A 20,480-nucleotide genomic window follows, 5' to 3' on the forward strand; every position below is an offset into this window, starting at 1 on the left:
TTAGCGAAATAAAAAAAGCCACTGCATTTTAAAAATGAGTGGCTTTTTACTAAAAAAAATTGGCATTATTGTATTACTTGCGGATATTGAATTGGATATGTAGCCAAATCAACATGACGCAATGTTGAACCATATTTTGCATTGATTGCATCAACGAAAATATTAGCAATCAAAGCATAACCTCTTGCACTAGGATGAACTCCATCTAAAGAGAAAGCGCCACCTGTAGCAAAAGAAGAAGACATAACAAAATTTCCAAATCGAATACCTCCGCTTGACAATTGTGTCAACGTTGCTTTTGTATCAACAAAAGCAAGATCTTTTGCCTTAGCAACTGCCTCAATAGTTACATTATAAGCATCAGTAGCTTTTTTAACCTCCGCTATTTCTGTTGGCACCAACACATGTTTATCTTGCAATGGATATGTTATTCCAAATTTGTCCAAAGGTGCCGGCGGTGCAATTCCTAAGCCAGAATTCGCAGCAGTTGGAGCAGTACCGATATCAGCTCTTGTTGTTAAAACTACCAAATCAGTAGCTTTAGCTTGTCTTGCTTGCCCAAATACAGTACCATAAAAAGCAGCTGTTTGCGCTCCTAAAGTTGGAGTAAATGCTGCAGTTAGCTGTGCTGATAAGTTAGTCAAACTTTCATCTTTTATTAAAAGCGGAAGATTTGCTGCTGTTTCAGACAACAAATTAATTCTGTCTCCTGCACCAAAAGCAGTCAATGCTTGTTTTAACGGACCATATAATTGAGCATTCAATGCTTGTATTGTTGCTTTACCTACTGTCTCGTTACCGTTTCCAAGAATTTTCGCCGTAAGCGGATTGTAAGGAACTGTTGTAAAGTAAGGCAGAGCCGTAATGTATGGTAAATTTGCCACTACTCCTTTTGCACCTTTAGCAGTTAAACTTGTAGCCAAAGCATTATATGCATTTGCAAACACAGTTGGATCTGTAATATCATTTCCTCCATATGTTGCTGGATTTGTATTTCCTGTTTGATCTTTTCCTACTCCCCCCGAAGTTGCATAGGCTAGAACATCATTTCCACCAATAAACAAAGAGAAAAAAGTTGGATTTTGAGCAACCGCATCAGCTAAAACCGATGTTGTAGATGAACTCGCAAATCTTGCAAAATAAGGATTTGCAGCACCAGTAGCAACTCCAGCAACATTTCCATAACCAGCAGCTAATAAGTGAAAACTTTTTGCCCCCGGAACACCTAAGTTACCAAATGTACCTGTAAGATGCGTAGTAACTTCTGTTGTTGGTTTTCCAGGTACGTTTGTCGGAGTTTGAGTTTGCCCAACAAAATACAAACGTGTTCCAGCAATTACATTCCCACCTAACAACAATCCTCCTATATTATCATTTGCTAAAGGGCTTTTAAATTCTCCTCCTCCTGCAGCAACAAATTGCTGCGCTAAAATATTAGGATATGCATTACTCTGTCCTTTTATAAACAAAGCATTATCACTATATCCTGCGGCAAAAGAATCACCAAGCGCTACATATTTAGTTAAAACTGCCGACCCTGGAACAACCGGCACTTCTGCTGGCGCATCACTTTCGTCATTATTACATGCTGCCATAAAGGTTAAAGAAACCAATAAAAGCATTTTTATATTTTTTTTCATGTCATTTAAAATTTAAAAAATTAATACCTCTTTCCTTCATTTTCCATCGAAATAACAGAAAGAAAACCTACTTCATCAAATTAACTTCTTTTAATTATGGGTTAATTGTCCAAGAAGCAAACCACATCTGACCAATTGCTCCGGCACCAATTACCTGAAGATAATCTTTTCCGAAAAGGTTAGTTGCTCCCACTTTAATAACTGATTTTAGTTTTGGAAGACCATAATTAACTTGTGCATCAAGAACTGTATTTTCCGGAATCATTCCATCTCCGAAAGAAGATTGCCATAAATACTCTGTATTCCACCTCACATTTATATTAAATCCTAAATTTTTAGCCACTTTTGCATTTCCTAGAGAAGCTTTAATTCTGTGTTTTGGAGTATTAAACCCAGCCACAAAACTAGGATCCTCAGATTGATCAAAGTTAAATTGTGCATAGTTATAATTTGCACCAATTTCAAAATCTTTATATACTTTTTTAGACAAACCAACTCCAAAACCAAATGATGTAATCTGTGCAGTTGTATTTGTGTAAACCTGATAAACTCTTCTGTCACCAAAAGCTAATGCTTGATAACTTTTCAATACTTCAGGATCTGTAGTACCTGTCCCTACTGTTCCATAATAAGGAGAAATTACTCTCGAAGTATTCATGAAATCATTATAAATATTATAATAACCGTTGATGTCAATTGACAAATCATTTTGAACAACAGAACGATAACCCGCTTCAAATGCCTGTACTTGTTCTGGTTTCACTAATTGTACATTTGCCACTTTAAGATCCGCTACACTTCCAGATGCTCCAAAAGCCTGAACTGAAGCTAATGTATATGCGTTCTCGTATGCTTTACGTCCAGACATTGGAAGTGTTGCTGGTTGTCCGCCAATAGTCTGACCTGCAACACTTACATTTACAGTTTCCTGAAAACGATCTAAGTTATCAGGTGCCGAACCAATTAAAGCAAATGGCCCTAAATCTAAACCAATATATTGATCTTGTGTTGTTGGGTTACGGAAACCTGTTTGGTAAGACACTCTGAAGTTATGTCTTTTTGATTCACCAGCTGCATATGTAAATGAAACTCTTGGAGAAATCTTTCCATCAAAATTCTGGCTTTTGTCATAACGCAAAGATCCTGTAAATTTCAATCTGTCTTCTAACCATTTTTTCTGCAATTGCGCATATGCTCCATATTCTTTATATTCAATTGGACCATCATAATCTGTAAAGATCGTTCCTTCTGAGTCCATAATATATTTTCTCCAAGAACCTCCTACTTGAATTTCTGCCCATTTAACCATATCTCTAAAATTATAATTTACATCTGAATGATATAATTTTGAGTGATCAATAAATTTTGCTCCCTGAGTCAAATCAGGATTGGCAGTAACTTTTGCAAGTGCACTGTTAAATTGTGCTGAACCTGGCTCAAATCTAGCAGAACCCGTTGGCTTTGGAAGAAAAGAAAGTGCAGGAGGAAGAATATTGTAATCAGCAAAGTTTCTTGCAATTGCAGCAGATTCATTAGCATTAGTTCCCATTACAGCACCAGAATACTGATATGCAGTTGCATAATTAGTAAACCATTCTGTATCCGATTTTGCAGTTCTGTTTACGTTCCATGCCGCAAATCTCATATCATAAGAATCTCCAGCATCTTCACTAGTAAAATAAACTCTACCGAAGAAGTTTTTCCCTTTTACCTCAAATTTACCTTGCTGCATTAAGAAATCTTTCAAGGCATATCTGTTTGCCCCTTGGTAAATTGTACTTCCTGTACCAATTTTATATTGCAGAATAAATTCAGTATCATCTTTCCAAGGCTTGAAATGTGCACTGAAATCGGCTTTCATACTTTTAACTTTATTATCAGTTAAATCTTGTTCACGATATCCAGTTCTACTTACTTGTCCAACATTTGGAATGAAAGTAGTAACCTCGTCACCATAGATATTCAATCCATCATAATTCTGATTCACAGCATGACTATCACCTCCGCTTGTCATACTTCTTTTATCAGCAGCAATCCATTCGGTAGCTTCCATATAAGTGAAATTAGCTTTTAAAGCAAAAGTCTCCGTGAAAGCTTTTGCAGCTCTAATTCCAAAATCATTATAATCATTAGTTCCGGCAGCATCCTGAGATGTTTGACCATATTTATAGTAAACACTAATTCCTTCGTTAGTAAAAGGGCTTTTACTATTCATAAACATAATACCGTTAAAAGCATTTGCTCCATAAAGAGCTGAAGAAGCTCCAGGTAAAAGCTCAACATTTGCCACATCGATATCTGAAACACCAATTAAATTACCCAAAACAAAATTTAATGCAGGTGATGAGTTATCCATTCCGTCAACCAATTGCATAAAACGAGTGTTTGCAACAGTTGCGAAACCACGAGTATTAATTGATTTAAATGAAATACTACTGGTATTAAAATGCACCTCTTTTAAATTCTCCAAACCATCATAAAATGTTGGCGCTGTAGTATTTTTAATTTCCTGAATTCCCATTCTTTCAATAGTTACAGGAGATTCAATTACTCTTTCAGGAGTTCTGGAAGCAGAAACGACGATTTCGTCCAATTTAGTTTCTTCATCTTTCAGCACTACATCAATTTTTTGACTTAAAGATGTAACACTAATAGTTTTCGTTTCAAAACCTACTGCTGACACCTTAAGAGTAAAAGGCGGTTTAGAAGTAGTATTCAACTTAAATGTACCGTCGAAATCAGTCGAAGTTCCAACAGAACTTCCTACAATATTAACATTGGCACCAGGAATAGATTGTTTGTTACTATCGGTAACAGAACCAGTAATTGAATTCTGCGCAAAAGAAACTCCGCAGAAAAACAACATAATCAGCAAATACACTCTCATTTGGGTTAGTTTTTGGTTAGTTTATCTAGCCAAATTACAAATATTTTTGATATTAATAAAAAAACGTTAAAAAAAATTAATATTACGCATTAATATTGTTAGTATTTTAACTTTTTCACATTGTGTTTTATTCAATTAACAGCAAGAACACGGCTTTTCAAATCTAAAATAGTATGCATACATATAAAATTTGATTAAAAAATTGAGGATTTAATAAAAATAGCGGGGTCAGAAAAAAAATTCGACAATAAAAAAAAGCGAGACCAAAATCTCGCTTTTTTAACATTTATATGTTTTTAAGATATTATTCTACAGTAACCGATTTTGCCAAATTACGCGGCTGATCGACATTACAACCTCTCATAACTGCAATATAGTAAGAAAGTAACTGTAATGGAATAGTTGTAATTAACGGAGATAATGCATCTGAAGTTTCAGGAATTTCGATTACATAATCTGCCAATTCACGAACCTGAGTATCACCTTTAGTAACAACAGCAATAATTTTACCGCTTCTAGATTTAATTTCCTGGATGTTACTTACAATTTTATCATAATGACCTTGTTTAGGTGCAATTACAATAACCGGCATATGCTCATCAATTAAAGCAATAGGACCGTGTTTCATTTCAGCAGCAGGATATCCTTCAGCATGAATATATGAAATCTCTTTAAGTTTTAAAGCACCTTCAAGAGCAACCGGGAAATTGTATCCACGACCTAAATAAAGACAGTTTGGTGCATCTTTAAAAGCTGCAGCAATTTCTTTTGCTCTATCATTTGTTTCTAATGCTTCAGCAACTTTTTCAGGAATTATTTCTAATTCTTGCAAATAAGTATGGAAATCAGTATTTGATAAAGTTCCTTTCGCTTTTCCTAATCGCAAAGCAATCATCGTTAAAACCGTGATCTGCGTAGTAAATGCTTTAGTAGAAGCTACTCCAATTTCTGGCCCTGCGTGTGTATAAGCACCTGCATGACTTTCTCTTGAAATAGACGAACCTACAACATTACAAACTCCAAAAACAAAAGCACCATTCTCTTTTGCCAATTTGATAGCCGCCATTGTATCAGCCGTTTCTCCCGATTGAGAAATTGCGATTACAACATCATCTTTGTTTATAATTGGATTACGGTATCTAAATTCAGAAGCATATTCTACTTCAACTGGAATACGCGTAAATTCCTCAAAAATATATTCTGCTACTAAACCTGCGTGCCAAGAAGTACCGCAAGCTACAATAAGAATACGTTTTGCATTTAAGAACTTTTCAAGATTATCTTCAACACCCGCCATTTGAACAATTCCTTCATTTGCATGAAGTCTTCCTCTATACGTATCTTTAATTACACTTGGCTGTTCATAGATTTCTTTTAGCATGAAATGATCATAACCCCCTTTTTCAATTTGCTCCAAGTTCATTTGAAGTTCCTGAATATAAGGATCTACCAACGAGTCATCTTTAATTTTTCTAACTTTAAGAGGCTTGTGCAATCTAATATTAGCCATTTCGCCATCTTCCAAATAAATTGCATTAGAAGTATACTCAATAAAAGGAGAAGCATCTGAAGCAACAAAATATTCACCGTCACCCACACCAATTGCCAAAGGGCTACCTAGTCTTGCAGCAACAATTTCATCAGGATTTTTTTTATCAAAAACTGCAATTGCATAAGCTCCTACAACTTGATTTAAAGCAATCTGAACTGCTTTTCCTAACTTAATATTTTCGTTTTTCTGAACTTCTTCAATTAAGTTTACTAAAACTTCTGTATCTGTATCCGATTTAAAAGTATAACCTCTCTTGATTAATTCCTCTTTAAGTGGTGCATAGTTCTCAATAATTCCGTTGTGAATAATTACCAATTCACCAGAATTAGAAAGATGCGGATGCGAATTCACATCATTTGGCACTCCGTGTGTTGCCCAGCGCGTATGCCCTATACCAATCGTTCCGTTTGTCGTTAAGTTATCTTGCGCTTTAGCTTCAAGATCCGAAACCTTACCTTTTGTTTTACAAAGCTTCACTCCGGTTTCGTTGTCAAACAACATTACACCGGCACTATCGTAACCTCTGTATTCGAGTCGTTTTAATCCCTTGATAACAATAGGATACGCCTCTCTATGGCCAATATATCCAACAATTCCACACATATATATTTATTAATTTGGTTTCGTGTAGTAAATTTCAAGTTTCAGTCTTTTATCATCTGCAATAGAAGATTTTCCTCCATACAGAACAGTTCCTAACGGTCCCATCACCGATCCTCTTGGCGCTTCTGAAATAACGCTGTTTTTTAATTTTAATTTATTTGAAGTAATTACACCAATATCTTCTGTAACAACTAAACCTAATTTTACATTGACAGCCGTTGCATCTTTTATAAGATTTCGGATATGATTTGTAATTCTAACTTTATAATATGTACCACGTTTAGAAGTTCCGTCAATATTAATGATTCCCCCAAAAATATATTTTGTAGCTTTAGGATCATTTGTAAGCGCACTAGAAGTTCCATCAGAATAATCAATTAAAGGTATGTTGTTTGTCAAATCATACAAATAAACCCTTTTAGGTTCATCAGCCTGAAAAGAACCAGAACCTTTAGACGACATTTTATCTGTATCAATATAAAAAACCAGATTCGCTTCATTTACAAGCCAACCTTTAGTTCTGATTTCAGCTAACTGTGATGCGAAACCATTTAGCTCAATTACCGCAAGTGAACCTTGTCCCCCTTTAAGATAGAGACGGTCATCACCTAATGTTCTATTAATACTTGATTCCGATATTGCATTTGCATATTCAGCACTCTTTGCATCTTGCTGAAGACTTGCGGTTGCACCAGTCAGATTTATTACAATGCTCTTATCTTCTGTTGTTTCGGGAGCATCAGTAGTAATTGCTGTTTTTGCTTTATATTTAATGGTGATTTTACCTGCTTTTGCAAAATCAATCAAAGCTAAATTTACTGGATTTGTACCTGATCTTGCGACTTTGAAATACAATCCTCTAAAATAATCCTGAAACACTGTTGCTGACGATAATTTTTCAGCAGGAGCTTCAAGAATTTTTTTCTTAAAAAATTCAGTATCCAACATCAATCGCATTTCTGGTGCCACTTTTGTCGATGTTTCTTTTCCACTTGCATCAACAGTTACATCTGTTATTTCAGCATTATTAAAAAAGAACTCTGTATTTTGACTTTTATTACTTGAATTATTTAACTTTTCTCCAATTTTGTATGTATCAAAAGTTGTGTTTTCATCTGTATAATAAAGCTGAGGCAATTGAGTCCCATTGTCAAAAAAACTGCTTCGCATTTGAACTCCAGATTCATAGACACTCAAATCAAGCTTTCCATTTGCAGGTCCAAAAATTGAATCCAATTCAAAAGTACGTGCACCAGTAGTAGCATCAGTAGACGTAACATGACTAAAATAAGGAACACTCAAAGTCACACTCTCAATAACAGGAGCTTCACCAATTGTTGGCGCATATTCTGACAATGAAACCTGAGTAACATAGTTTCCAGTTGTTGTACCTAAAACAGGATTATCATAAATACCCAAAGCATTTGTCGCCAATCCATTTGACTGAATAGGAGTTATCTCTTGGTTATAAGCCAAAACATCATATTTTTCAGGTGTCAAATCAAAATGATTATCTCCAATTAAATCATCACCAATCGCATTAAAATCTCTATCGCAGGAATATAAAAAAACTACCGTTGCAGCTACTAGAATTTTCTTAATAAAAGAAGTATTATACATTTTTAAAATTAAAGTTAATTAAAGACCCATTTTTCTATAGAAATTTGTATACGCTTCAGCGAATGCATCTTTCGGGGTGAAAGGTAAAAAAGGTTTTCCTGAAGATTCTATAAATTTTGTTAAACTTGGGGAAACATTTTCAGAGGCAATGATTACTGCATCTGAGTGTAATATACTTGCTTTTAAAACATTCTCATAATTTGGAACTTCCAAGTCAGAAACAGATTCATGTGGAACACCATCAAATTTAACTTTGTTGATCATCTCCATATCTAAGTTTTCATCAAAAGATTGTCCGTACACTGATGTAACAATTTTAGTTTCAGAAAACAAAGCTTCATTTTTATAATAATGCTTCATATAAACAGGAAGCATTGCTGCCAACCAGCCATGAACATGAATAATATCTGGAACCCAGTTCAATTTTTTAACGGTTTCAACAACTCCTTTAGCAAAAAAGATTGCCCGTTCATCATTGTCAGGATACAACACACCTTCTTCGTCGGCAAAAGTTGCCTTACGCTTAAAATACTCATCATTATCAATAAAATAAACCTGAATTCTTTCTTTTGGAATTGAAGCAACTTTAATAATCAATGGCATATCTAAGTCATTCACTACCAAATTCATTCCAGAAAGCCTGATCACTTCGTGTAATTGATGTCTTCTCTCGTTGATATTTCCATATCTGGGCATGAAAATTCTTATTTGACCTCCTTGATCGTTAATCATTTTAGGAACGTCATAAGACATTAAAGAAACCTCATTTTCAGCCAAATAAGGCACGACTTCAGATGATACATATAATATCCTCTTATCTTTCATAATAGTATTTTACTTAATTTTTGGTAATAAAAACGTCGCAAAATTACAAAATTTTATGCAGTTTATAACTAATATATTATGTTTGCACTAAATTTTAATAATACTGCCATGCATATTTTTTACGGTAAAGTAGCTTTGATAGCTTATTTAAAAACTATCAAAACCGCAAATTCAACTATAGGATTTGTACCAACCATGGGAGCTTTACACCAAGGGCATCTGGCTTTAATGCAACGATCACTTAAAGAAAACGACGATACCGTTGTAAGTATTTTCGTAAATCCTACTCAGTTCAATAACCCTGAAGATTTAGAAAAATATCCTCGAACTCTTGAAGAAGATGTGAAAAAAATGAGAGGATTAAGTGACAAAATAATTTTATATGCTCCTTCTGTCGAAGATATTTATGAAGGAAACACTATTTCGCAAACATTTGATTTTGACGGTTTAGAAAATCAGATGGAAGGAAAATTCAGACCTGGTCATTTTAACGGGGTCGGAACAATTGTAAAACGCCTTTTTGAAATCGTAACACCTACAAATGCTTATTTTGGAGAAAAGGATTTCCAGCAACTACAAATTGTTAAAAAATTAGTTGAAAAAAACAATTTACCTGTAAATATTGTAGGCTGTCCAATTTTCAGAGAAGACAATCTTTTGGCGATGAGCTCTCGAAATGAGCGTTTAACAGCCGAAGAAAGAAAGGAAGCTGCCATAATTTATAAAACCTTAACAGAAGCAAAAGAAATATTTCAAACTAAATCACCTCAGGAAACCATTCAATTTGTTGAGGACGCATTCAAAAACAATGAAAGATTTGAGCTGGAATATTTTGTCATTGCTGACGAATCAACATTATTATCTATTGATCATAAAATTAATGACAAAAAATACCGTGCGTTTATAGCGGTATTTGTTAATTCTATAAGGTTAATTGACACCATTTCATTAAATTAAATTACCTTTGCAGCATGCAAATTCAAGTTATAAAATCAAAAATTCATCGAGTAAAAGTTACAGGAGCTGATTTAAATTATATTGGCAGTATTACTATTGATGAAACTCTACTAGAAGCTTCAAATATTATTGAAGGCGAAAAAGTATCTATTGTTAACATTAATAATGGTGAGCGTTTTGAAACTTACGCTATAAAAGGCATAAAAAATTCGGGCGAAATTACACTTAATGGTCCTGCCGCAAGAAAGGTTCAAAAAGACGACATTATTATCATCATTTCATATGCGACCTTGGAATTTGAAGAAGCCAAAACCTTCAAACCGTGGATTATTTTTCCAAATGAAAACGATAATTCGTTAACATAAAACATAAATTCACCCTCATTTTTATTCACAGTTTGTTCAAAATATCTTGCACAAACACATTTTCTATTGCCTTAAACCAAAAAAATAAGCGTAGGAATTCATTGCTTTTTTTTCCGTCCCAAAATATCTAAAAGCAAATAAAGTATTATATTGCCATACAATTTTCAATACTTTTTAATTCACTGAAATGCCACAAATCATGAAAAAAGTTTACCTGCTACTTGCATTCATTTCCGTTTCTGTTTTTTCTCAAAAAAAATTCGACAATATTAAGTCTGAAAAACTAGGAGAAGAACGACGAATAACAATTGGTCTTCCGCCATCTTATGATGAGAAATCGGATAGAAAATATCCTGTTTTATATCTTTTTGACGGAGATTATTTATTTGACCCGTTTTCCGGAGCAGTAAGTTATGGCGCATATTGGGATGATATTCCAGAAATGATCATCATTGGAATACATCAAAATAAAGATGGAGAACGTGAAGACGATTCAACAATCGATCAAAATGAAGGCTTACCTTTTGAAAAAGGAGCGAAATTCTTTGAATTTGTAGGTGCTGAGTTAATTCCTTACATCGAAAAAAAATATCATACTGCGCCTTTCAGAATTATTGCAGGTCATGATATAACAGCGAGTTTTGCTAATTTTTATTTATACAAAGAAGAACCTATCTTTAATGCGTATATCTGTCTAAGCCCAGAACTTGCCCCAAAAATGGAAGTTAGAATAGCGGAGAAATTTGCAAAAATACAGAAACCAATATTCTATTATCTTTCTGCAGGAGAAGGAGACAATAAAAGAATTAAAGAACCTATTGAAAAATTGAACAGCAATATTAAGGTTGCCAATAATCCGTTAGTGAATTTTAAATATGACGTATTTAAAGGCGCAACGCATTATACTGAGGTTTTACATTCAATTCCGAGTGCTTTGTACCAAATTTTTGAATCGTACAGACCAATTAATTCTGCTGAATACAATGAAAAAATTGCAGTTCTAGAATCTGGCTATTCAGATTATTTAGAAAAAAAATACGCTACAATGTCTGAAATTTTAGGATTTCAGGTTCCAGTAAGAATGAGTGATTTCAAAGTAATCGAAAATATCATTTTGAAAAAAAACGCTTATGATGAATTAGGAAAAATGGCCGAGATTGGAAATGTAAATTACCCAAAAGCCATGTTAGGAGAATATGAATTGGGCTTGATGTATGAAAAAATGGGCGACCCAAAACATGCTTCAAAAAAATACCAAAATGCTTCTCAAATGGAACCAATTGGAGATTTGAACAAGGATTTGATGTATGAGAAAATTGACGAAATGAATACGCTTGCTAAAAAAACTAAATAATGTCAAAAGTTAAAACTTCCTTTTTTTGCCAAAATTGCGGCACCCAATATTCTAAATGGCAGGGTCAATGCAACGCGTGCAAAGAATGGAATACAATTGCCGAAGAAATTATTCAGAAACAAGAAAAAGTGGCTTGGAAAAGCGAACCAACTTCAACAAACAAAGCACCAAGACCTTTAAAAATTAACGAAATTGATTCGGCGCAGGAAATCCGTATGGACACAACTGACGGCGAATTGAATCGTGTTTTAGGAGGCGGAATTGTTCCGGGATCATTAACGCTTTTAGGCGGAGAACCAGGAATCGGAAAAAGCACACTTTTACTTCAAATCTCATTAAAACTGCCCTATAAAACACTTTATGTTTCTGGCGAGGAAAGTCAGAAGCAAATAAAAATGCGTGCTGAAAGAATCACGCCAAATAGCGATAATTGCTATATTCTGACGGAAACCAAAACGCAAAACATCTTCAAACAGATCGAAGCGATTCAGCCGGAAATTGTAATTATCGATTCCATTCAGACTTTACACACTGATTATATTGAATCAACTGCCGGTAGTATTTCTCAAATTAGAGAAACTACAGCGGAATTAATCAAATTTGCTAAAGAAACCAACATACCGGTTATTTTAATTGGCCATATTACAAAAGACGGAAACATTGCCGGACCAAAAATTTTGGAACATATGGTAGATACCGTTCTTCAGTTTGAAGGCGACAGAAATCATATTTACCGAATTCTTCGTTCCTTGAAAAACCGTTTTGGTTCAACATCAGAACTTGGAATTTATGAAATGCTCGGAAGCGGTTTGCGCGAAGTAAGCAATCCGTCTGAAATATTGATTTCTCATAAAGACGAAGAATTATCAGGAACTGCCATTGCAACAACCCTTGAAGGCATGCGCCCGCTGATGATCGAAATTCAATCATTAGTAAGTACAGCAGTTTACGGAACTCCGCAAAGAAGCACAACGGGTTATAACGCCAAAAGATTAAATATGATTTTAGCCGTTCTCGAAAAAAGAGCCGGCTTCCGACTTGGAGCTAAAGACGTTTTCCTGAACGTAACAGGCGGAATTTCTGTTGATGACCCTGCAATCGATCTTGCTGTTGTTGCCGCCATATTATCTTCAAACGAAGATATTCCCGTTGGGAAAGGTTTTTGTTTTGCGGGCGAGGTTGGACTTTCGGGCGAAATTCGTCCCGTAAATCGTGTTGACCAACGTATTCAAGAAGCTGAGAAACTAGGCTTTGACACTATTTTTGTTTCCAAATACAATAAAATAGCTTTAAAAAATACCGGAATCAAAATCGAACTTGTAGCAAAAATTGAAGATGTTGCGAGTATTCTTTTTGGTTGATTTCTGATAAAAATACCACTATGAATTTTCCAAAACAAAAAATATACAAACTCCTAAAAATACTTGCCGTACTGCTTGTTTTACTTTGTATCGGACTGTATTTTTTTCGTGATTCGCTTTTAAAACAAGCCATTGCAAAAGTAAAGCACAAAATGGCAGTGAGTTACAACAGTGATTTTTCTGTAAAAGAAGCTTCTTTCGACGGCTTATCAAGCATTAAATTAACCGACGTTATTTTAGTTCCAAAAGGTGCCGACACACTTCTTAAAATTGAAAAAATTGAAACCAGTGTCAGTTTAAGCAACTTATTGATTGGTGATGTTCAGGTTGGAACTCTAAAAATCAATAACGGTTATATTCAATTGGTAAAAAAAGGAAAAATCAGAAATTTTGATGCTTTCTTAAAAAGAAATAGCGACGATTCTGAAAAAAGTGAAAAACGCAAATACGGCGCTTTTGCTTACCGAATTATTTCAAAGCTGCTGAATTTGGTTCCGACCGATATGAATTTGGAAAACTTCAAATTCAAAATTGATGACAATGGCAAAAAAGCTTCTATCGCTGTCGATAAATTAGTTCTAAGCAACAAACAACTCGAAACTAATCTTCATGTTCAAAGCAAAAATTTCGATCAACGCTGGAACATAAAAGGTTTTGCCGATCCTAGAAATGAAAAAGCTGATATTCGATTCTTCAATTTAGATACAGGCGCTATTCGCGTTCCATATTTAGACGAACGTTATAACTTAAAAGCCAGTTTTGATTCCATTAGACTAAACGTCGAAAAAATTGATAAAAGCGGCAGTGAACTTCACATTGACGGCTTTACTTCCATCACCAATTTAAAAATCAATCATCCAAAAATTGCCAGCAAAGATGTTGTAATCAAAAATGCCCGTTTTGATTACCGATTTTTATTAGGAGATAATTTCATTTCGATAGACAGCAGCTCAACAATGCAGTTGAACAAAATCAAAGTAAAACCCTATATTTCATATGATACGGAAGAAGATACGGTTTATACTTTGAAAGTAAACATTCCGAAAATGAAAGCACAGGATTTTATCGTTTCTCTTCCTGATGGTTTATTTACTCACTTTCAAGGAATGCAGGCAACCGGAAATTTTGATTATAAACTCGATTTCAAATTCAACCAAAACAAGCCAAACACACTTGTTTTTGACAGTAAACTCAACAAAGAAGATTTACGAATTACAAAATACGGCGAAGCCGATTTAAATAAACTAAATGGTGAATTTGTTTATCGCGCCATAATTCAAAATGTATTACAACGCCCAATTTTGGTTGGAAATGCAAATCCGAATTATACGCCTTTAGACCAAATTTCGCCTTATTTAAGAAAATGTGTTTTGACGACCGAAGATCCGTCGTTCTTCTCACATCGCGGTTTCATCAATGAAGCTTTCAAGCAATCGATTCTTAAAAACATCAGAACCAAAAAATTCTCTCGAGGCGCCAGCACGATTAGCATGCAGTTGATCAAAAATGTTTTCCTGACACGTGAAAAAACGCTTTCGCGAAAGCTCGAAGAAATCTTGTTAGTTTACATTTTAGAAAACAACCGAATTGTAAGCAAAGAAAGAATGCTGGAAGTATATTTCAACATTATCGAATGGGGACCAAATGTTTACGGAATTGGCGAAGCGAGTCATTTTTATTTCCAAAAAAGCCCTTCTGACCTGAATGTCGATGAATGTTTGTATTTGGCGACCATTATTCCGAAACCGAGAAAATTCATGTATCAGTTTAATGATCAAGGTAATTTGAAAGATTATGCAATTAGAAATCAGAAGTTCTTGAAGAATTTAATGTTCCGACGAGGTTTGTTAGTCCCTGAAGATACGTTAGGTCAATTGCCGGTTTATATTTCAGGAAGTGCGCGTTCGTTGATAAAAATTAAAGCGCCGGATTCAACTGCGGTCAAAAATGATTCTTTGGCTGTTGATGATGAGTTTGATTTGTAGATTTGTCACCAATACGCTAAGTCGTTAAGATTTTAATCTCGCAAAGGCGCAGAGTCGCCAAGTTTAACTTTTTAAATTAGTAGCGTCCAGCTTTAGCCAAACTAGTATAAGTTTGGCTAAAGCCCTTTTCTACCTCAATCTTATTCCCCTAACTAAAGCTAGGGGCTATAGAAAAAACTTTGCGACTCTGCACCTTTGCGAGATTAAAACAAAAAAACTTTGTCCTTTCGTGGCAAATAAATTTAAGGCGCCGGATCAGGAATAACTGCCTGAACTGCATCAATTTCAGTCAGGATTTCTTTCGAAAGGACTACATCAATTGTATCAATATTTTCTTTTAATTGTTCCAATGTTGTAGCGCCAATAATTGCACTTGTCAAAAAAGGCTGTTGCAATACAAATCCCATCGCTAACTGCGTTAATGTTAAACCATGTTTTTTAGCGATTTCCTGATACAATTTAGTCGCTTGAGTACATTGGTCACTATTGTAACGTTTGTATTGCGGAAAAAGATTAATTCTCGCTTTCGGATGACTTTCACCAGTTAAAAATTTCCCTGTCAAAACTCCAAAAGCCAAAGGCGAATAAGCCAGCAAACCAACATTTTCATATTTTGAAACTTCGGCAGAATTCACTTCAAACAAACGATTCAATAAAGAATACGGATTTTGAACGGTTTTGATTCTCGGCAAATTATTGTATTTGCTTTCTTCCAAAAGACGCATCATTCCCCATGAATTTTCGTTTGAAACTCCAATATGTTTGATTTTACCTTCTTTGATTAATCCGTCGAAAGTTTCAAGGATTTCTCTAAAATTGTCTTCCCAAACATCATTATGCCCATGAAAGGCACGTTGTCCAAAATTATTGGTTTTTCTTTCCGGCCAGTGCATTTGGTACAAATCGATATAATCTGTCTGAAGTCTTTTTAAACTGTTCTCAACTGCATATTTAATACTTGCCGGCGAAAAATCTAGCTTCTCACGCATATACCCAAAACTCGGATTTGGTCCTGCAATTTTAGAGGCTAAAACAATTTTATCACGATTTCCCGATTTTTTAAACCAGGTTCCAATTATTTTTTCTGTACTTCCATAAGTAGCTTCACTTGCCGGAACCGAATACATTTCGGCTGTATCAAAAAAATTGACTCCGCGCTCTAAAGCATAATCCATTTGAGCATGTCCCTCAGCTTCTGTATTCTGCTGGCCAAAAGTCATTGTTCCGAGATTAATTTTACTAACTTTTATATCGGTGTTTGGTAATGTAGTGTATTTCATTTTTTTTTAGGTTCTAAGGTACTGAGATGCTAAGATTCTAAGGTTTTTTCCTTCGAATTGTTAACTTCAAAGATACAACGGGATTTTTTCAAATAAAAATGCGACAAAAGTTAAAAAATCTACAAGATTTTTTTTCGAGGTGCTAAGGTTTTCTTTTTAAACAAAAAGGGTTCAAAGTAAAACTTTGAACCCTTTTATAAACCTTAGCATCTTAGTCCCTCAGAACCTTAGCGCCTTAATTAATACTATTAAGCATCTCCGCAATCTCATCTAATCTTGGTGTTAAGATGATTTCGATTCTGCGGTTTTTAGCTTTTCCTTCCGGAGTGGCGTTGCTTGCCAAAGGAGAGAATTCGCTTCGTCCCGCTGCTGTTAATTTTTGTTTGTTGATTTTAGTGTTTTCACTCAAAATAGCCACAATTGCTGTAGCTCTTTTAGTAGATAAATCCCAATTGTTTGCAATTGGTCCAGAACCAGCATACGGATCATCATCTGTATGTCCTTCGATAAGAACAGAAAGATCAGGATTGTCTCCTAAAACTTTTCCAAGTTCTACAACCGCTTTTCTTCCTTCAGTTCCAACAGCCCAGCTTCCTGAATTGAAAAGTAATTTATTTTCCATAGAAACGTAAACTTTTCCGTTTTTCTGTTCAACTGTCAAACCTTTTCCTTCAAAACCGTTTAAGGCCTTAGATAAAGTTTCTTTTAGTTTACGCATTGATTCTTCTTTAGCCGCAATCATATCTTCAAGCTCTTTCAATCGGTTTGCTGTTTTATCTAAACGCGCTTGTTCATCTGCCAATTTTTTAGATTTCGCTTCCAACTGCGCTAACAGATCACGATTTTTAGCCATATTGCTTTCTAATGCATCGTTGCTGTTTTTCTCTAATGCATTATAAGAATCTTGTAAAACTTTGTATTTTTTTTGCTCCGCCGCAAGATCAGCTTTTTGTTTTGCCAGATCATCTTTTGTAGTGGCCAAATCTTTAGTCAGTTTGTCTTTGTCTAATTCTAACTGATTTTTTGCAGTTTTTAAATTCGCATTTTCATCCGCAATAGATCGGCTTTCTTTTTTTAAATCTGAATATTTTGTTTCAAGATCGTTGTAAATCTTTTTGGATACACAAGAAGTTGCAGACAAAGCTAAAACTACTAATCCAATGGAGGCTTTTTTAATCATTTTACTTTTGGTTTTTATTTGGGGCTTTATTTATAATTCAAAAAAATCTTGTTCAAAGAACACATTTTCAAACTTGTTTTCTTTAAACCGATACATTCTCAACAAGAACAATACCAAACTTTAGTCGATTTCAACTAAAACAGGGCAATGATCAGAATGCACTGCATCCGGAAGAATAACGGCTCTTTTTAAACGGTGTCCCATCGAATCGCTCACTAAATTGTAATCAATACGCCAGCCTTTATTATTGCCTCTCGCTCCGGCACGATAACTCCACCACGAATAATGATGCGGATCTTTATTGAAATGACGGAAACTGTCGATAAAACCCGATTTCATAAAAGCATCAAGCCATGCACGCTCTGCCGGCAAGAACCCAGAAACTGTTTTGTTACGTACAGGGTCATGAATATCAATTGCTTCGTGGCAAATATTGTAATCGCCGCAGATAATTAGATTCGGAATTGTTACTTTCAGTTCGTTGATATACGTCTGAAAATCGTCCATAAACATAAATTTATGATCCAATCTTTCAATATTAGTTCCTGAAGGAAGATACAAGCTCATTACCGAAACATCTTCAAAATCAGCGCGAAGATTACGTCCTTCAAAATCCATGTGATGAATTCCTGTTCCATAAACAACCGCTTTCGGCTCTATTTTAGATAAGATTGCAACACCGCTGTACCCTTTTTTTGTTGCCGGATAATAATATTGATACGGATAGCCGGCGGCCGTTATAGCTTCGACCGGAATTTGATCCTGCGTTGCCTTAATTTCCTGAAGACAGATAACATCAGGGTTTGCCTGCTTCAGCCATTCAATAAATCCTTTAGTAATTGCAGCACGAATCCCGTTTACATTATAAGAAATAATTTTCATCTAGGTATTTTTTTTTAGGATTTCAAATGTAATAAAAAAGTGGAAAGTTTATAATTGAATAAAGGAAAAGTAGAGTTTTTTGTTATCTTTGTTCGCTACTCTAATAATTTAAAAATAGTACATGGGTTTAGTTACCGCGAAAGAAGTTGCAAAGGCAATAAATGTTGATAAGTACGGAGTATTCGGTACTTTTTCAGGCTGGATTCTTATGAAGGTTCTTAAGATCTCTACCCTTAATAAAATTTATGATCATAATAAACATTTAGAGGATGTTGCGTTTCTAAACGGAATTTTGGATGAGATGGAAATCAAATTTGAAATCCCGGAAGAAGATTTAAAACGTTTGCCAAAAGATGGCGCTTATATCACGATTTCTAATCATCCGCTTGGAGGAATTGACGGTATTTTGCTTTTGAAATTAATGCTTGAAAGAGAGCCTAATTTCAAAATTATTGCAAATTTCTTATTACACCGAATTGTTCCGCTTAAAAAATACATCATGCCGGTTAATCCTTTTGAAAATCATAAGGATGCAAAATCAAGCGTGGTTGGAATCAAAGAAACTTTACGTCATTTAAGTGATGGAAAACCATTGGGAATATTCCCTGCCGGAGAAGTTTCAACTTACAAAGATGGAAAATTAATGGTTGACAAACCTTGGGAAGAAGGCGCTCTGAAATTAATCAGAAAAGCTAAAGTTCCGGTTGTACCCATTTATTTTCATGCTAAAAACAGTAAATTATTCTATTGGCTTTCAAAAATAGACGACACTTTGCGTACTGCAAAACTTCCGTCTGAATTGCTTACGCAGAAAGACCGTGTTATTAAAGTTCGTATTGGAAAACCGATTTCTGTAAGCGAACAAAACGAAATTGAATCGTTTGAAGAATACTCAGAATTTTTAAGAAAGAAAACCTACATGCTGGCGAATCCTTTTGAAAAGGACACCAAACTTATCGATACAGCAAGTCTAAAAATTTCGAAAGCACCAAAAAAAATCGTTACTCCAGTAAACGAAGCAAAATTGATTGCCGAAGTTCAAGCTTTAAGAGACAACGATTCCCGATTTTTACAAAGCAAAAATTATGAAGTGTTTTTTGCAAAAGCAAAATCAATTCCGAATATCTTGCATGAAATTGGGCGTCTTCGCGAAATAACTTTCCGTGAAGTTGGCGAAGGAACAAACGAATCTATCGATCTTGACGAGTACGACCAGTATTACCACCATATGTTTTTGTGGGACGACGAAACCAAAAAAATTGCCGGAGCGTATCGAATGGGATTAGGTTCTGAAATTTATCGCAAATACGGCATTGAAGGCTTCTATCTTACTGATCTTTTCAGATTTGAACCTGAACTTCATGATATGATGAGCAAATCTATCGAGATGGGTCGTGCCTTTATCACTCGTGAATATCAGCAAAAACCAATGCCTTTGTTTTTATTATGGAAAGGGATTATCCATACAACTCTTCGTCATCCAGAACACAAATATTTAGTTGGTGGCGTAAGTATTAGTAACCAGTTTTCAGATTTCTCTAAATCATTAATGATTGAGTTCATGAAATCAAACTATTATGATCCGTATATTGCACAATATATTCATCCGAAAAAAGCATATAAAGTTAAATTGAAAGACGCAGACAAGGACTTTATCTTCGACGAAGCCGAATCTGATTTGAACAAATTTGACAAAATCATTGACGAATTAGAACCAGGTAACTTACGTCTGCCAGTTTTAATTAAGAAATATATCAAGCAAAATGCACGAGTTGTAGCATTTAATGTTGATCCTTTATTCAACAACGCTATTGACGGCTTAATGTATATCAGAATTGCTGATATTCCAGAAAGCACTATGAAACCTGTTATTGAAGAATTTCAACTTGAGCTAGAAAGAAAACTTTCTGAAAAAGAAGATTAATCAGAATCTCTAAAAATAAAAAAGTCCCATCCGCCAAAGCAGATGGGACTTTTTAATTACCTTTT

Annotated in this window: 14 protein-coding genes; 6 read left to right on the forward strand and 8 right to left on the reverse strand. The window is 34.8% G+C overall.

Going from position 1 to position 20,480, the window contains the following annotated elements; genetic code table 11:
* Nucleotides 1-65: 65 nt before the first annotated feature.
* The 5 genes from ACWA1B_RS01580 to ACWA1B_RS01600 form a co-directional block, all read right to left on the reverse strand.
* Complete coding sequence (locus ACWA1B_RS01580) at nt 66-1,640, reverse strand: G-D-S-L family lipolytic protein (protein WP_456904119.1); 1,575 nt, start codon at nt 1,638-1,640, stop codon at nt 66-68.
* A gap of 94 nt (nt 1,641-1,734) precedes the next feature.
* Nucleotides 1,735-4,527: a TonB-dependent receptor gene (locus ACWA1B_RS01585; RefSeq protein WP_456904120.1), complete on the reverse strand. Its 2,793-nt coding sequence runs from the start codon at nt 4,525-4,527 to the stop codon at nt 1,735-1,737.
* 304 nt (nt 4,528-4,831) lie between these two features.
* Nucleotides 4,832-6,682, reverse strand: coding sequence for a glutamine--fructose-6-phosphate transaminase (isomerizing) (gene glmS / locus ACWA1B_RS01590; RefSeq protein WP_426483548.1), 1,851 nt, complete (start codon nt 6,680-6,682; stop codon nt 4,832-4,834).
* Nucleotides 6,683-6,691: 9 nt separating this feature from the next.
* Nucleotides 6,692-8,302, reverse strand: a complete 1,611-nt coding sequence (locus ACWA1B_RS01595; RefSeq protein WP_456904123.1) for a DUF4270 domain-containing protein — start codon at nt 8,300-8,302, stop codon at nt 6,692-6,694.
* Between the two features lie 18 nt (nt 8,303-8,320).
* A complete protein-coding gene (locus ACWA1B_RS01600; RefSeq protein ID WP_456904125.1) occupies nt 8,321-9,127 on the reverse strand; it encodes a glycogen/starch synthase in 807 nt (268 codons plus the stop codon).
* Nucleotides 9,128-9,205: 78 nt separating this feature from the next.
* Here ACWA1B_RS01600 and panC point away from each other — a divergent pair, with 78 nt between their 5' ends.
* From panC to ACWA1B_RS01625, 5 genes are all read left to right on the forward strand, one after another.
* Complete coding sequence (gene panC, locus ACWA1B_RS01605) at nt 9,206-10,084, forward strand: pantoate--beta-alanine ligase (RefSeq protein ID WP_456904127.1); 879 nt, start codon at nt 9,206-9,208, stop codon at nt 10,082-10,084.
* A 14-nt stretch (nt 10,085-10,098) separates the two neighbouring features.
* The gene (panD, locus tag ACWA1B_RS01610) at nt 10,099-10,449 is read left to right on the forward strand and encodes an aspartate 1-decarboxylase (RefSeq protein WP_035652866.1); all 351 of its coding nucleotides are present in this window, start codon (nt 10,099-10,101) and stop codon (nt 10,447-10,449) included.
* Between the two features lie 199 nt (nt 10,450-10,648).
* On the forward strand, nt 10,649-11,803 hold the full coding sequence (locus tag ACWA1B_RS01615) for an alpha/beta hydrolase (protein WP_456904128.1): 1,155 nt from the start codon (nt 10,649-10,651) through the stop codon (nt 11,801-11,803).
* Nucleotides 11,803-13,164: a DNA repair protein RadA gene (radA, locus tag ACWA1B_RS01620; protein ID WP_456904130.1), complete on the forward strand. Its 1,362-nt coding sequence runs from the start codon at nt 11,803-11,805 to the stop codon at nt 13,162-13,164. The genes ACWA1B_RS01615 and radA overlap by 1 nt, the downstream gene beginning before the upstream one ends.
* 20 nt (nt 13,165-13,184) lie before the next feature.
* Nucleotides 13,185-15,149, forward strand: coding sequence for a transglycosylase domain-containing protein (locus ACWA1B_RS01625; protein WP_456904132.1), 1,965 nt, complete (start codon nt 13,185-13,187; stop codon nt 15,147-15,149).
* A 242-nt stretch (nt 15,150-15,391) separates the two neighbouring features.
* On the opposite strand, the gene ACWA1B_RS01630 is transcribed toward ACWA1B_RS01625, so the two are convergent.
* From ACWA1B_RS01630 to ACWA1B_RS01640, 3 genes are all read right to left on the reverse strand, one after another.
* Complete coding sequence (locus tag ACWA1B_RS01630; protein WP_456904133.1) at nt 15,392-16,429, reverse strand: aldo/keto reductase; 1,038 nt, start codon at nt 16,427-16,429, stop codon at nt 15,392-15,394.
* Nucleotides 16,430-16,664: 235 nt separating this feature from the next.
* Nucleotides 16,665-17,609 carry an OmpA family protein gene (locus ACWA1B_RS01635; RefSeq protein ID WP_456904135.1) on the reverse strand — a complete coding sequence of 315 codons (945 nt, stop codon included), beginning with the start codon at nt 17,607-17,609 and terminating at the stop codon, nt 16,665-16,667.
* Between the two features lie 120 nt (nt 17,610-17,729).
* Entirely contained in the window at nt 17,730-18,491 is a 762-nt protein-coding gene (locus ACWA1B_RS01640) for an exodeoxyribonuclease III (protein ID WP_456904137.1), read from the reverse strand.
* 121 nt (nt 18,492-18,612) lie between these two features.
* Here ACWA1B_RS01640 and ACWA1B_RS01645 point away from each other — a divergent pair, with 121 nt between their 5' ends.
* Nucleotides 18,613-20,415 carry a GNAT family N-acyltransferase gene (locus tag ACWA1B_RS01645; RefSeq protein WP_456904138.1) on the forward strand — a complete coding sequence of 601 codons (1,803 nt, stop codon included), beginning with the start codon at nt 18,613-18,615 and terminating at the stop codon, nt 20,413-20,415.
* The last annotated feature ends 65 nt before the right edge of the window (nt 20,416-20,480 follow it).

This window comes from Flavobacterium xizangense (assembly GCF_054075145.1).

Coding starts and splice junctions, on each gene's coding strand:
- ACWA1B_RS01635 (WP_456904135.1), bottom strand. CDS start 17,609: ATGATTAAAAAAGCCTCCATTGGATTAGTAGTTTTAGCTTTGTCTGCA.
- ACWA1B_RS01600 (WP_456904125.1), bottom strand. CDS start 9,127: ATGAAAGATAAGAGGATATTATATGTATCATCTGAAGTCGTGCCTTAT.
- ACWA1B_RS01585 (WP_456904120.1), bottom strand. CDS start 4,527: ATGAGAGTGTATTTGCTGATTATGTTGTTTTTCTGCGGAGTTTCTTTT.
- ACWA1B_RS01645 (WP_456904138.1), top strand. CDS start 18,613: ATGGGTTTAGTTACCGCGAAAGAAGTTGCAAAGGCAATAAATGTTGAT.
- ACWA1B_RS01640 (WP_456904137.1), bottom strand. CDS start 18,491: ATGAAAATTATTTCTTATAATGTAAACGGGATTCGTGCTGCAATTACT.
- ACWA1B_RS01625 (WP_456904132.1), top strand. CDS start 13,185: ATGAATTTTCCAAAACAAAAAATATACAAACTCCTAAAAATACTTGCC.
- ACWA1B_RS01630 (WP_456904133.1), bottom strand. CDS start 16,429: ATGAAATACACTACATTACCAAACACCGATATAAAAGTTAGTAAAATT.
- ACWA1B_RS01615 (WP_456904128.1), top strand. CDS start 10,649: ATGAAAAAAGTTTACCTGCTACTTGCATTCATTTCCGTTTCTGTTTTT.
- radA (WP_456904130.1), top strand. CDS start 11,803: ATGTCAAAAGTTAAAACTTCCTTTTTTTGCCAAAATTGCGGCACCCAA.
- ACWA1B_RS01580 (WP_456904119.1), bottom strand. CDS start 1,640: ATGAAAAAAAATATAAAAATGCTTTTATTGGTTTCTTTAACCTTTATG.
- glmS (WP_426483548.1), bottom strand. CDS start 6,682: ATGTGTGGAATTGTTGGATATATTGGCCATAGAGAGGCGTATCCTATT.
- panC (WP_456904127.1), top strand. CDS start 9,206: ATGTTTGCACTAAATTTTAATAATACTGCCATGCATATTTTTTACGGT.
- panD (WP_035652866.1), top strand. CDS start 10,099: ATGCAAATTCAAGTTATAAAATCAAAAATTCATCGAGTAAAAGTTACA.
- ACWA1B_RS01595 (WP_456904123.1), bottom strand. CDS start 8,302: ATGTATAATACTTCTTTTATTAAGAAAATTCTAGTAGCTGCAACGGTA.